Source organism: Flintibacter faecis, from assembly GCF_014287875.1.
In the GTDB taxonomy this organism is placed as follows: domain Bacteria; phylum Bacillota; class Clostridia; order Oscillospirales; family Oscillospiraceae; genus Lawsonibacter; species Lawsonibacter faecis_A.
Genome location: NZ_JACOPN010000007.1, coordinates 53,096 through 67,378 on the forward strand (window position 1 = coordinate 53,096; position 14,283 = coordinate 67,378).

9 protein-coding genes are annotated in these 14,283 nt (G+C 62.9%); 5 read left to right on the plus strand and 4 right to left on the minus strand.

Going from position 1 to position 14,283, the window contains the following annotated elements; all coding sequences use genetic code 11:
* Positions 1-98: 98 nt before the first annotated feature.
* Genes H8S55_RS10400 through H8S55_RS10410 form a run of 3 tightly spaced genes read right to left on the minus strand, consistent with a single transcriptional unit; the run spans position 99 to position 6,429 of the window.
* Positions 99-3,587, minus strand: a complete 3,489-nt coding sequence (locus tag H8S55_RS10400) for a GLUG motif-containing protein (protein ID WP_186878913.1) — start codon at positions 3,585-3,587, stop codon at positions 99-101.
* A complete protein-coding gene (locus H8S55_RS10405) occupies positions 3,547-6,084 on the minus strand; it encodes an efflux RND transporter permease subunit (protein WP_186878914.1) in 2,538 nt (845 codons plus the stop codon). The genes H8S55_RS10400 and H8S55_RS10405 overlap by 41 nt, the downstream gene beginning before the upstream one ends.
* A 48-nt stretch (positions 6,085-6,132) precedes the next feature.
* Positions 6,133-6,429, minus strand: a complete 297-nt coding sequence (locus tag H8S55_RS10410; protein ID WP_147562594.1) for a hypothetical protein — start codon at positions 6,427-6,429, stop codon at positions 6,133-6,135.
* Between the two features lie 153 nt (positions 6,430-6,582).
* Between H8S55_RS10410 and H8S55_RS10415 the strand changes: the two genes are divergently transcribed.
* Entirely contained in the window at positions 6,583-7,197 is a 615-nt protein-coding gene (locus H8S55_RS10415; RefSeq protein WP_186878915.1) for a TetR/AcrR family transcriptional regulator, read from the plus strand.
* On the plus strand, positions 7,194-7,712 hold the full coding sequence (nrdG, locus tag H8S55_RS10420) for an anaerobic ribonucleoside-triphosphate reductase activating protein (protein WP_186878916.1): 519 nt from the start codon (positions 7,194-7,196) through the stop codon (positions 7,710-7,712). Before H8S55_RS10415 ends, nrdG begins: the two co-directional genes overlap by 4 nt.
* 1,097 nt (positions 7,713-8,809) lie before the next feature.
* Here the strand turns inward: nrdG and H8S55_RS10425 are convergent.
* Entirely contained in the window at positions 8,810-11,458 is a 2,649-nt protein-coding gene (locus H8S55_RS10425; protein WP_436233156.1) for an NYN domain-containing protein, read from the minus strand.
* A gap of 160 nt (positions 11,459-11,618) precedes the next feature.
* Here H8S55_RS10425 and H8S55_RS14380 point away from each other — a divergent pair, with 160 nt between their 5' ends.
* From H8S55_RS14380 to H8S55_RS10440, 3 genes are all read left to right on the plus strand, one after another.
* Positions 11,619-12,593, plus strand: coding sequence for a putative ABC transporter permease (locus H8S55_RS14380; RefSeq protein WP_186878918.1), 975 nt, complete (start codon positions 11,619-11,621; stop codon positions 12,591-12,593).
* Positions 12,594-12,656: 63 nt separating this feature from the next.
* Complete coding sequence (locus H8S55_RS10435; protein ID WP_186878919.1) at positions 12,657-13,190, plus strand: DUF1836 domain-containing protein; 534 nt, start codon at positions 12,657-12,659, stop codon at positions 13,188-13,190.
* Between the two features lie 45 nt (positions 13,191-13,235).
* On the plus strand, positions 13,236-14,117 hold the full coding sequence (locus H8S55_RS10440; protein WP_186878920.1) for a DegV family protein: 882 nt from the start codon (positions 13,236-13,238) through the stop codon (positions 14,115-14,117).
* Positions 14,118-14,283: the final 166 nt, after the last annotated feature.

Consider the following 14,283-nt stretch of genomic DNA (forward strand, 5'->3'; position numbering starts at 1 on the left):
TCTTTTAAGCTTTTCATTTTTCCCGATAACGGCTAAATAATTGCCGAAATATGCTCCGCCGGACACTGTACTTTGGCCCGGCGGAGCATGTTTCTCTCTTATTTTCCGGCCGGGACCTGCTTCGGTTCCGCCGGCTTTTTGTCGTTTTTGCTCTTTTTGTTCTTCTTGTGCAGCAGCGCGCCGCCTGCAGCCAGCAGGACCACAGCGCCGCCCCCGGCGATGGCCCAGACGAGCCAGATGGGGCCCTCCTCCTGAACGCAGAAGGTGATCTTCCGCTCCTGGCAGGGGATCATGGCATAGCTGCCATCCACGGTGAGGTGCTGACGCTGCCAGCCCTCCGCCGTCTCCACCCACAGGGCATAGCGCTTGCCGTGGTCTGGCAGGCGGTAGTGGACGGTGTAGCTCACATCGTCCAGCACAGGGTCGGTGACGGTGACGGTGTAGGCCGTGCCGGCGTGTTCTTTGCCGCTCTCGTCGGTCCAGGTCACGTCGGCGGTGGTGTGCGCCACCTTGGCGCTGCGGCTGAAGCTGCCGTCCACCAGGATCTCAGGCAGGCCGCTTCCGTCGGTGATGACGGAGGCATAGGGGGTATACTCCGCCTCCAGCGTCCGGCTGAAGGTCAGGTGTCCATAGTCGATATCGGGCCACTGGGCGGAGTAGCCCTTCTTGGCCGGGATATCAGGCAGACTCTGGACCCCCTGGCCATACTGGAAGGGAACCACCGCCACCTGCTTGCCGTCGGCCATGAAAGTGAGCTGGAACTGGGTGAAGGCCCCGGGGGCATTGCCCAGGGCAGACAGCTCGTCAAAGGTGGTGGGTTGGGCCTTGCCGGTATAGCTGATGCCGTCCAGGCCGCCCAGGGTATCGTGAACGAACAGGTTGCCCGTCAGGGTGCCGTCGTCCTCCATGTCCCCGGCGATGGTACCCACATAGGCATCCCCCTTGTCGATCTCCACGAAGGAGCGGCTGTTTGCAATGGTGTTGCCATAACCGGCCACGCCGCCCACATAGTCTTTGCCAGACAGCTGGCACCTGGCCCAGCTGTCCCGGATAAAGCCATAGGAGGCCCCGGCAATGCCGCCCACATAGTCCCCGTCGGTGCTGGATACGGGACCATAGCCCTGGCAGCCGGACACCCGGCCCAGGTCCATAAGGCCCACCACGCCGCCGGTGCAGTTCTTCTTTCCGGTGATCTCTCCCCGGTTGATGCAGTCCAGCATCACCGCCCGGGCCAGATAGCGGAAGTCCAGCGACTTGTCGCCCACTTTGGTCAGGTCGTCCTCCGGGTCAAAGTCATACTCCACGGCCATGGACCCGGCGATGCCGCCCACATTCACGTCCCCCTCCACGCTGCCGTCGTTCTGGCAGGCGGAGATGAGCCCCGCGTCCGGCTTTCCGTCCCCATCCTGGTCGGAGATATCCTCGAAGTAGTCGTCCAGGTCCTTGTCCCGCTCCTCGTCGATGGCATCCCGAATGAGGTCGATGATGACCCGCAGCTGGTCGTTGATGGCCCGCAGGTCGGCGATGGCGATGTCAGAGCGGTCAGACAGCACGTCGTTCATGCTGCCCGCGTTGTCCAGCAGGTCGGAGAAGGCATCGTCCACCGCGTCCCCCTTCTGAGTCAGGTCGTCGCCGATGATCTGAAACTGGATGGTGGGTTTGGCCGCCAGCTCATCCACCACCCGCTTGCCGTCGTCCAGAGCCTGCTTGAGCAGGTCCAGTCCGGCGGACAGGGTGTCCCCCGCGTCGGACAGGCTGCTCAGGGCATCGTCCAGGGGGTCGTGGGCCTTCTGCAGGTCGGCCAGCGCATCAGCAAAGTGGCTGCCCGCCTGGGAGAGATAGTCCCCCGCGTCCTTCAGATAGCCTATGGCATCGTCCAGGTCGTTGATGGCATCGCCCAGATTTTTCAGCAGGTGGTCGGTCAGGACACGCACCGCCCCGTCCACGCTGTCCAGCGCGCCCTTGGCCCGGACCAGCTCATCCATGGTCTTGTCCACCTGGGCCCGCAGGGCCTCCAGGGCCTCACCGGTCAGGCCGCCATTCTCATAGGCATCCAGGATGATCTGGAGCATCGTACCCATACTCACAGCCACGCCCCCCAGGGCGTCGGAGAGCTGGTCCATGCCCAGGACCAGCTGTTTGAGGGCGGCGGCGGTGTCCGCGTCGCTGCCCACCGCCCGGCGCAGGTCATCCAGGGCATCCCGAATGGAGTTCAGGGCATACTGAGCCCTTTTGTGGGCATCGTCCATATCGTCCCGGGCATCATCCATATTGTCCGCCGCATCGTCCAGGGCATCGTTCACCTGACGCATACTGTCCATGGCGTCGGCCAGCTGGGAGGAGGCCTTGGACACGCGGTCCACCGACTGGCTGATGGTGTCCAGGATGGGGCTCATCTGGTCCAGGGTCCAGGAGATGCGGGCAAAGGCATCGTTCACCTGGTCGATGTTGCCGTTGCCCCAGTCGGTCATGGCATCGGTCAGGTCGTGAACGGCATCCTTTGCCGTACCGGCGCTGGCGGTAAAGTCGGTGATCTGCTGGGAGACTGCGTCCACTGTGGTTCCTGCGTGACTTAGGGTGGAGTCCATCAGGTCCTGAAGATGATCCAGCTCATCCCACAGCTTGTTCAGGGTATCCTCGTCATATTTCAGGGTCAGTTGGGGCTCCAGCTGGCCGGCCACGCCGCCCACATCTTTGCGGCCCAGGACGGGGCCGCAGTTGGAGCAGCCGTCCAAATAGCCGGACTGGCGGCCCACCACGCCGCCCACGTTATAGCCCACATGGGCATAGCCCACCGGGCCGGAGTTGGAGCAGCTTTGCAGGATGCCGCTGGAATAGCCGGCCACGCCGCCGATGTCGGTGCAGGCGGGCATGTTCTGGGCGGAATTCAGCCGCTCCCAGTCCACGCTGCTCAGGTCCTTCTCCGTCTCCACCTCGGTGGTATTGACGCTGCCGGAGTTCCGGCACTGGATCAGGCTGCCCAGGTTCCGCCCGGCGATGCCGCCCACATAGTGCTCCCCGGTGACAGAGCCGCTGAAGGTGCAGTTGATGACCTGTCCGGTGAGCTCGTTGACGCCCACCACACCGCCCACGGAGTCGCCCCCCTTCACGCCGCCCTGCGCGGCGCACTGGCGGATGATGCCGGAATTGCTGCCGGCGATGGCGGCCACTTCGTTTTTCCGGTCGCTGGGCCCGACAGAGGCCTTCACCGTCAGGTTCTGGACCACGGCCCCCTGCTGCACATAGCGGAACAGCCCCCGGGTGTTGCCGCTGCCCGTGATGGTCAGGCCGGAGATGGTGTGGCCCTGGCCGTCGAACGTCCCGCCGAAGGTGGGGATGGGGGTAAAGCCGCTGCCGCTGAGATTGATGTCGTCAGTCAGCACCACCGTCTTTCCCTGGGACCAGCTGTCCAGAGTACACTGGATAGCCAGCTCCTTCAGGTCCTCCGCCGTGGCGATGGTGATGGTCCCGCCCTCCTGGTTCAGGGCCAGAGCGGGGAGGACCTGTCCGGCCAGCAGCAGGGCCGCCAGCAGCAGGCACAGCAGCTTATTTGCCGTTTGTTTCTTCATCTTGCGCTTGATCGTCATCAGAAGGGTCCTCCTCCGGTAATTTCTCAATGGTCCCGCTGCCCACCAGGGCGGATATCTCCCCGTGGACCACGCCGTGGACGTTGGCATCCACCACGCCGTTGATGCGGCCCCGCACCCGGCCGTTCACATACACCGTTCCGGCGGTGCGCTGGGCGGGCACAGGTGCCTTCAGCTTAAAGCTGGTCTTTTCCACAATGATATCCCCCACCAGCAGGATCTGGGGCAGGATGAACATGACCAGGAACATGGAGATCAGGGTGCCCCGGCTGATGCACTCACCGATGCCCACAATGGCGGCCTCGGTGGATATCTTACCGATGAGGAAGGCCGCGGAGCTTAGGATGGTGCCCGAGGTGAACACCGTGGGAAAGGCCAGGTTCAGGGCCTTGACAATGGCGGTTTTGGGCGGGAAGCTGGCCTTCATCTCGGTATACCGGGTGGAGATGACAATGGCATAGTCGATGTTGGCGCCCATCTGGATGGCGGTGACCACCAGATAGCTCATAAAGTAGATGTTGGTATTGGTCAGGGTGGGGAAGCTGAAGTTGATCCAGATACTGCCCTGGATGACCAGGATCAGCAGGATGGGCAGGCCCACCGACTGGAAGGTGAACAGCAGAATGAGGATGACGAAGGCCACGGACAGCACACTGATCATCACATTGTCCCGGGCAAAGGAGGTGGACAGATCATAGTTGCTGGTGGCGTTGCCCACCACCAGTACCTGGTCGGCGGGGTAATACCGCTCGGCCTCCTGGTGGATGGTCTTTAAAAAGGCAAAGGTCTCCTGCCCCTCCTCGGGCAGGTCCAGGTTCAGCACCAGGCGGGAGTAATTTTCGCCCAGCATCTGCTTCTGGCCGTCGATGAGCTGGTCATACATATCGTTCACATCGGCCTCGGTCTCGTCGTCCAGGGAGACATAGCCCTCGTCCATCTGGTCGTGGAGGAAGATGAACATGTCCATCAGGGGGACAGAGTAGTTCTCGATGCCCCCCACGATGCGGCCATACTCCTCCTGGTCCACGGCATAGGCGCTGTAGAGCAGACAGACGGACTCATAGGACACGTCGGTCATCTCGGAGAACTGCCGGGGGGTCATCTTGTCCGTCAGGCAATAGCCGTCCTTGGCCTCGATGTTGGAAAGGCCGGTGGCGGAATCCACCTGGTCATAGCGCTCCAGGCGGTCCAGCAGGCGTTTTTCCTTCTCATAGTCCCCCCGGGGCACCAGCACGGCGGCCACGTTCTGGGCCCCAAAGGTGTCGTCCACCCGGTGGTCGGCGATCTGCTGCTCGCTGTGGCTGGTGGTCTTTACCAGGGTGTCGCCATAGACATAGGGGCAGCGGTTGGCCAGGATGAAGCCGGCCACCAGCACCACCAGGAACACGGGCACGCCGATATAGCGCAGCTTGACCACCAGGCGGCCCCACTTGTCGATCTTAGGCAGAAACTCCCTGTGCTGGGTTCTGACCAGGGCGTTGGCAAACAGCATCAGCAGGCCTGGCATCAGGGTGAACACCGACAGCATGCTGAAACAGATGGCCTTGATGAGCACCATAGCCATGTCCGGGCCGATGCCGAACTGCATGAACAGCATGGCCCCCAGGCCGGAGATGGTGGTCAGGCTGCTGGAGGCAATGGCTGGGATGGAGTAGCTCACCGCGTTGATGCAAGCCTGGCGGGTGTCGCAGGTCTGACGCTCCTCGGTGAACCGGTGGAGCAGGATGATGGCATAGTCGATGGCCAGTGCCAGCTGCAGCACCACCGTCACCGAATTGGAGATGAAGGAGATGGTGCCGAACCAGAAGTTTGTGCCCATATTCAGCAGGGCGGCGGAGGCAAAGGTGAGGATCATCACGGGCAGCTCGGCATAGGAGCGGGAGGTGATAAGCAGCACCAGCACGATGATGACGGCGGCGATGGCCAGGATGACCGTCATCTCCTGGGCCAGGGTGTCCGCCTGGGACACGCCCACCTTGGTGGAGATATAGGCATCATAGTCGCTGAGGAGGGTCCTGATGTCCTGCATGGCCGCCTTGGCCGAGTCGTCGTCCTCCTCCCCGTCAAAGGTGACGGTGATCAAGGCGTTGGCCCCCTGCATATAGTCGGCGATGTCCTCCGGGGTGTCCGGCTCGGCATCGTCGTCCTCGTCCGGCGGGTCGGCGGGGTCGTTGTCCCCCAGCTTGGCGGAGGACACGCCGTCGATGCCCTCGATCTGCCCAGCCAGGTCATAGGCGATGTCATATGTCACATGGGACACCATGATCCGCGCTGTGCCGAAGGTGGTCATCTCGTCGTCCATCAGAGTCAGGCCCTTGCGGGTCTCGGTGTCTTCTGATAGATAGTCGGTGATGTCGTTGTTCACGCCCACCCAGCGCGAGGAGATCACAGAGAAGATGGCGGCGACGATGTACAGAAAAAAGATCAGATTTCGCCGGTCTACGACGAACCGGGCGATCGTTTCAAAAAACGAGCCGCCGCCCTGGGGTTTACTCATGGAATACACTCCTTTGTCGGGGAATCGGGGGATCGCGCGCAAGGGCCGTCAGTCCGGCCGCCTCACGCCGGTCCAGTGGATGGAGCCCTTGTCCGTGTGGGTCACGCCGGTGATGGTCTCTCCGGTCAGTTCCAGCAGAGAGACACAGTCCAGCTCCTGCATGGCGGTACGCAGGCGGTGCTGCAGCTGAATGTGGCCACTGCTTTCGCAGCCGGCTACCGGCTGCTGAAAGCCCAACAGGGACAACACGCCGGTCACGGTGCCGTTCATCTCGCCGGTCAGGCTCAGCTCCCCCTCCCGGGGGCCCATGGGGCTGTGCAGGGTGATGTGATAGCGGTGTGTCATGTTCCTTCCCTCCATATCAGAGTAACATCATAGGGGAAGGTCCGGGAGAAAAACAGTCTGCAATCCGGCCTGTCTTGTCAAAATTTTTACACATAAGAAAGATTGTATGATTTTTCTTCCCATGCTATAATGCCTAAGAAGGCGGTGAGACCCATGCCATACGCTGTGTCTGAACACACCAAGGCCATGCTGTGCCAGGCGTTGAAGAAAAAAATGGTCCAAAAGCCCCTGGATAAAATCACCATCCGGGAGCTGGCCGACGACTGCGGCCTGAAGCGTCAGGCCTTTTACTATCACTTTCAGGATATCTATGACCTGGTGCGCTGGATGTTCCAGCAGGAGGCGGTGTCCCTGCTGCGGCAGCACGACGGGGCCCTGCTGTGGCAGGAGGGCCTGCTGCAGCTGCTGCGCTACATAGAGGAGAACCGGGCCGTGTGCCGCTGCGCGCTGCAGTCCCTGGGCCGGTCCTACATCAGCATGTTCTTTCGGGACGACATCCATGCCATCATCCACCGCACCGTGGACGAGCTGCATCGTCAGGCGCACTTTTTGCAGGCTCCGGGGCAGGGAGAGCTGCTGACCCAGTTCTATGTCATCGCCCTGGCCGGGGTGGTGGAGAGCTGGGTGCTGGGAGAGCTGAAATGCTCGGCGGAGGAGCTGGTAGACTTTATCGACCGACTGCTGAAGGACCAGCTGCGGGGGGCCATAGACCGCCAAAAGGAAGAAAGTTTGCGGCTTAACAGGCCGCAGGGAGGTCTTGCAACATGAATTACGCGGATATCCGGCCCATCGACGTGGCCAACGGCCCCGGTGTGCGGGTGTCTCTGTTTGTCTCCGGCTGCACCCACCACTGCGAGGGGTGCTTCAACCCGGAGACCTGGGATTTTCACTATGGAAAGCCCTTCGGCCCGGAGCAGGAGGAGGAGATCTTGTCCGCCCTGTCCCGGCCCTATATCCACGGCCTGTCCCTGCTGGGGGGCGAGCCCATGGAGCCGGAAAATCAGCCGGCTATCCTGCGCCTGGTCCGCCGGGTGCGGGAGCGCTTCCCGGACAAGGACATCTGGTGCTACTCCGGCTATCTCTTCCCCCGCCTGGCCGCCGGGGAGGTGGGGCAGCACAGCCGGGAGATTCTGGAGCTGCTGGACGTGCTGGTGGACGGCCCCTTCGTCCTGGCCCAAAAGAATCTGAGCATCCGCTTCCGGGGCTCTGACAACCAGCGTCTCATCGACGTGCCCGCGTCTTTGGCGGCGGGGGAGATCGTCCTGTGGGACAAGATCGAGTGAGTTTAAACAAAGACAGGGCCCGGTCAGCGTGTCAATAAACCCGTTTCTGTCATTCCGAGGAGCGCAGCACCCGCAAGGGGTACGCCGCATCCGTAAGGCAGCAAAGCCGCCAACGGCTGCGCAGCGACGTGGGAATCCGTAACTCAAAAACCAGAAATGTGCTGATAATCATGGATTTTGAGAACGGATTGCCACGTCGGGGCGATGCCCTCCTCGCAATGACAGGCTTTTTTGACCGTCTTGGCTCCCCCTGTGGGGGAGCTGGCACGGCGTCAGCCGTGACTGAGAGGGCAGCCTCCCTTGTCAAAGGGAGGTGGCACGGCGAAGCCGTGACGGAAGGATTCCGACCCCACGTCCCTAAGCCTTCCCCCGGGGGAAGGTGCCCCAGTGGGCACACTGGGGCGGATGAGGGGAACGCCGAAGGGCTGGGAACCCTTGCGTCAGAACGAACATAGCCTTCCCCCTTCTAGGGGGAAGGTGCCCCCGCAGGGGGCGGATGAGGGTTGGTATCATGGGTGCGACGGTCATCGAACGGGCGGATGGGGACATCCGCCCCTACGCAGGGTTACGATAGATTTCGTAGGGGCCGCTGTCCCCAGCGGCCCGTCGATAACGGGTGCATCCCCGTGGTCCCCCTCATCCGTCATGGGCTGCGCAGTCGTTGGCAGCTTTGCTGCCTTACGAATGCGGCGTACCCCTTGCGGGTGCTTGCGCCCATGCCACCTTCTCCCCTGCGGGGCGAAGGCTCTAGCCGTTCCGTCGGGAGCGCTCAGATGTCGATGGCGTTCCCCTCATCCGTCACGGCTGCGCAGTCGTTGGCAGCTTTGCTGCCTTACGAATGCGGCGTACCCCTTGCGGGTGCTTACGCCGTGCCACCTTCCCCCAGGGGAAGGCTTTTTGTTTCTTACCCCAGGAGCCGGTACAGGGGCGGATATGATCCGCCCGAAATCCCTCCGTTGGGCCTCCCTATCCCTTTTGTCCCTTCGGGACATTTCCCCTTGACAAGGGGAATCGGCCTCGCAATGACAGGCTTTTTTAACAATCTCACAGGGCCCGGTCAGCGTCGGCTGGCCGGGCCCTGTCTTTTTAGCTCTTCTTTAGTGCTTTTTGATTTTGGCCGTGTGTTTCAGTTTGTTTTCCTCCCGGGGGCGCACGTTGTGGCGGGCGATGAGGGCGGCGATCTCCCCCCGGGTCTGCTCCACCTCGGCCCGGAAGGCCCGGGCGGACAGGCGCAGGGCCCCATGGCCCAGGATGATCCACTGCTCCATGCCGTCGGAGGTGGCCACCCGCACCCGATGGTCCTTCCCCAGGTCATAGGTGGTCTTTTCGATATAGGCGTCGGCGGTCTCCGCCTCCTTGGTGTACACCACATAGATGCCGTCCCGCCGCTCCACCGAGCCCACGCCCCCCTTCACCTTGTAGGCATCGAAGACCAGAATGACCTGACATTTGCGGAAGGCCCGGTATTCGATCAGAAGTTCGGTGAGTACCTCCCGGGCGGCGTTCACATCCTGCCGGGCCAGGGCGTGGAGGTCGTCCCAGGCGAAGATGATGTTATATCCGTCCACCAGCAGATATTCCGGCCCGGTCTGCTGGTCCCGGATGGCATACTTCTCGCTGAGACTGGTGCGGGCGGGCTTTTTCTGGCTCTGGAAGGCGGCGGGGCGCTTCACCGGGCCATAGGTCTGCTCGAACAGGGCCTGGAGCTCTCTGTCCTGCTCCAGACTGCCCCCCCGGCGGTCCAAGCTCCCCCCGGCGGGGGCAGCGGAGGGCTCCGGCTCCTCCGGGGTGTTCCGGGTCAGTCCGCTGTCCACATGGGCCATGGCCGCCACTTGGTCCCAGGGGACGTAATAGCCCCCGCCGTGGGCACAGAACACCGAGCCGGCGGGGTTCTCCTCGTCCCGCTCCGGGTCATAGCCCATCTCCCCCACCACTTCGTCGGCGTTGTGGCACGGCTCATAGCCCCGCATGGTGCAGGACAGCTGCCCGCACCCCCGGGTATAGGCGGTGACCGTCTGCCAATAGTCCCGCATCCCCGCCACTGGGGCAAAGCCGGTGAGGACGGTCATGTCCTCCCGGCTCTGGGGCGGCTCCACCGTGCCCCCCATGGCCTGGATGTCCGTCATGGCACGGCCCACACACTGGGCGGGCACCTCCAGGGTAAAGTCGTAAAAGGGCTCCAGCAGGACGCTCTCCGCCTGCATCAGCCCCTGGCGCACCGCCCGATACGTCGCCTGACGGAAGTCGCCCCCCTCGGTGTGCTTCTCGTGGGCCCTGCCGGCCAGCAGGGTGATCTTCACGTCGGTGAGGGGGGAGCCGGTGAGCACCCCCGGGTGATCCCGCTCCAGCAGGTGGGTGAAGATGAGCCGCTGCCAGTTCAGGTCCAGCTGGTCGGTGGAGCAGGCGGTGGCCAGCTGCACCCCGCTCCCTCTGGGGCCGGGCTCCAGCAGGAGATGGACCTCGGCATAGTGGCGCAGGGGCTCGAAGTGGCCGATGCCCTCCACCGTGTCGGCGATGGTCTCCCGATACAGCACCCGGCCGGGGCCGAAGTCCACCTCCAGATCAAAGCGCTGGGCGATGACCCGCTTTAAGATCTCCAGCTGCACCTGACCCATCAGCCGCACCTGGATCTGCTTCCACCGGCTGTCCCACACAAAGCGGAGCATGGGGTCCTCCTCCTCCAGCTGGCGCAGCTTGGGCAGGGCGGCGTGGGGGGCGGCCTCCGGGGGCAGGATCAGCTCATAGGTCAGAGCGGGCTCCAGGGCGGGGCGCTCCCCCTCCCCCTGGGCCCCCAGTCCCTGGCCGGGACGGGTGTGACTGAGGCCGGTGACGGCCACCACGCACCCCGCCTCCGCCCGGTCCACCGCCCGGAACTTTGCCCCGGAGTACAGCCGCAGCTGATCGGCCTTCTCCTCCCAGCGCTCCTCCCCCGCCCCGCCGGACAGGGGGGTCTTGGCCTTTAAGCTGCCGCCGGTGATCTTCATCCAGGTCAGGCGATTGCCCTGGTCATCCCGGGTGATCTTAAACACCCGGGCAGCAAACTCCTTGGGATAGTCCGGTGCGGGGGCATAGCGCTCCAGGCCGGACAGCAGCTCCTCCACCCCCTCCAGCTTCAGCGCCGAACCGAACCAGCAGGGGAACAGCTTCCGCTGGGCCACAAGGCGGGCCACCGCTTCGTCGGGGACGGCTCCGCCGGACAAAAAATCCTCCAGCGCCCCCTCGTCGCACAGGGCGATCTCCTCGTCCCGGGCGCTCCGCTGGGCGGTAAAGTCGGTGCACCGGCTGTCCAGCCCCTCCCTCAGCGCTTTTAAAACCGCGGAGCGGTCCGCCCCCGCCAGGTCCATCTTGTTCACAAACAGAAACACGGGCAGGTGGTAGCGCTCCAGCAGCCGCCAAAGGGTGCGGGTGTGCCCCTGGACCCCGTCGGTGCCGCTGATGACCAGCACGGCGCAGTCCAGCACCTGGAGGGTGCGTTCCATCTCGGCGGAGAAGTCCGCATGGCCCGGGGTGTCCATCAGGACCAGCTCCTTGTCCTCCCCCAGGGGCAGCAGGGCCTGCTTGGAGAATATGGTGATGCCCCGCTCCCGCTCCAGCTGGTCGGTGTCCAGATAGGCGTCCCCGTGGTCCACCCGGCCCAGGCGGCGCAGCTGGCCCCCGGTATAGAGCAGGGCCTCGTTCAAAGTGGTCTTGCCCGCGTCCACATGGGCCGTCACGCCCACACATATGTGTTTCGTTGCCATAGCCATCTCTCGCTTCCGCAGATATATCTTGTTTATTATGCCAGCTTTCCAAAGGCAGTTCAATCCCCATTTTCCCGCCGGGATACAAGTTCAGCCTGCTTTTTCTGGACATTCTGTGCTAACTGGGGTATAATTTATATCCAAAATCTTTTTATTGGGAGGGCCCATGTATCAACTTCTGTGGATATTCTTTCTCTATGCCTTTCTGGGCTGGTGTACCGAGGTAAGCTATGCCGCCCTGCGCACAGGCAAATTTGTCAACCGGGGCTTTCTCAATGGCCCCGTCTGCCCCATCTACGGCTGCGGCGTGGTGGTGGTGCTGGCCGGGCTGGAACCTCTGAAGGGAAACTTCGTGCTGCTGTTTCTGGGTTCGGTGGTCCTCACCTCCGCCCTGGAGTGGGCCACCGGCTTTGTGTTGGAAAAGCTGTTCCGCCAGCGGTGGTGGGACTACTCTGACAAGCCCTTCAACCTGGGAGGCTATATCTGCCTGGAGTTCTCCATCATGTGGGGTTTTGCCTGCCTGTTCGTGGTGGATATTCTCCACCCGTCCATTGAATTTTTTATCCGCCTCATCCCCCACACCCTGGGCTGGGTGCTGCTGGGGCTGTTCTCCGCCGCCATGGCGGTGGACCTGGCCGCCACGGTGCGCACCATTGCAAAGATCAACCGCCAGCTGGATCAGATCGATCAGCTGGCCCGGCGGCTGAAAACTGCCTCCAACGAGTTCGGCGAGAATCTGGCCGACCGGGTACTGGAGGCGGCAGAAAAGAGCGCCGACTGGAAGGAGGACTGGGAGTCCGCCGCCGAGGAGTGGGCCCAGCGCCGGGCGGAATTTCAGGAGCAGCTGGCCCAGAAGCGGGAGCGGCTGGAGGATGAACTGGCCCAGAAGCGGGAGCAGATGGAGGACGAGCTGCGCCAGCACACCCAGGAGCGGGCGGCCCGCCTTCAGGCCGGCCACGACAGGGCCCGGGCCGAGCTGGATGCCTGGCGGGAAAAGCTGCAGACTCAGTTGGACAGCCGGGCCTTCGGCCAGCGCCGTCTGATGGCCGCATTCCCCAAAATGCGCTCCACCAGCCACCGCCAGGCCATGGAGCAGCTGCGCCGCCGCATGGAGCGCCGCATCCCCTCCACAAGAAAATGAATTGCAATTTTCATTATGCCGTGATACCATGTCGATAATGACTGGTAGAAGGAGAAATGCCCTATGGAGGAATTACGAGAATTAAAAAGCCGCATGGAGCAGGAGCGCCCCGCCCAGTGGGAGGAGCTGCCCGACCTGGCCCTGTATATGGACCAGATCATCTCCTATATGCCCCGGCAGCTGATCCACTTTGACCAGGGTGAGGGTCTCACCTCCGCCATGGTGAATAACTATATCAAAGACGGCCTGGTCCCCCGGGCCGACGGCAAGCGCTATGGACCGGTACACCTGGGCTATCTCACCGCCGTGTGCGCCCTGAAAAAGGTGCTGCCCGTGCGGGACATCGGTGCGCTGCTGTCCGCCGGCCAGCAGACGGGCAAGGACAACGAGACGCTGTATCACTACTTCTGTGCCGCCCTGGACCGGGCCCTGACGGACACCGCCCAGACCATCGACGGCGATGCCCAGCGGGGGGACCTGGCCCGGATGGCCCTGGACCTGGCCCTGCGCAGCTATGCCGCCCAGCTGGCCTGCGCCCGCATTCTGGATATTCTACAGCCCGAGCAGCCGGAGCCGGGCCACAAGAGCAAAAAATGACCGGGGCCTTCGCCCCGCCGCCTATGGAAAGGAGTGCATCCATAAATGTCCCAAGCTTATGATTTCGCCATCTTCACCGACTCCTCTGCAGACCTGGGGGAGGACCTGGTGCGGGAGATGGATATTCAGGTCCTGCCGCTGAGCTTTACCATTCAGGACAGGACCTATCACAACTATCCCGACAACCACGAGCTCTCCCCCCACACCTTTTACAAGATGCTGCGGGAGGGCCAGACGGCCACCACCGCCGCCGTAAACGTGGAGCAATATCTCCAGGCCATGGAGCCCCAGCTTCAGGCCGGGCGTGACGTGCTGGTGCTGGCCTTCTCCTCCGGCCTGTCCGCCACCTACAACTCCTCCGCCATCGCTGCCGAGGAGCTGCGGGAGAAATATCCCGAGCGGAAAATCTACACCGTGGATACCCTGTGCGCCTCTCTGGGCCAGGGGCTGCTGGTGTGGCTGGCCGCCAAAGAGCGGGCCAAGGGCAAGACCATCGACGAGGTCCGCGACTGGGCTGTGGGCCACAAGCTGAGTATCTGCCACCAGTTCACCGTGGACGACCTGCACTTTTTAAAGCGGGGGGGGCGTATCTCCTCCACCACCGCCTTTGTGGGCTCTATGCTCCAGATCAAGCCGGTGCTCCATGTGGATAACGACGGCAAGCTGATGACCGTGGCCAAGGCCCGGGGCCGCCGGGCCGCCCTGAAAGCCCTGGTGGACCGGATGGAACAGACGGCCATCGACCTGAGAGACCAGACCGTGTTCATCAGCCACGGCGACTGTCTGGAGGACGCCCAGCTGGTGGCCCAGCTGGTGAAGGACCGCTTTGGCGTGAAGGATGTCTACATGAATTATGTGGGCCCCGTCATCGGCGCCCACGCCGGCCCCGGCGTACTGGCCCTGTTCTATGTGGGCGTGGAGCGCTGAAGCCTACCGACAATAAATCGAGACTGTCAAAAAAACTGTCATTGCGAGGAGGCCCAACGGGCCGACGTGGCAATCCGTTCCCAAAACCCATCAGCATATTTCCGGTTTTTGAGTTACGGATTCCCACGTCGCTTCGCTCCTCGGAATGACAGAAAAGGGTTTATCG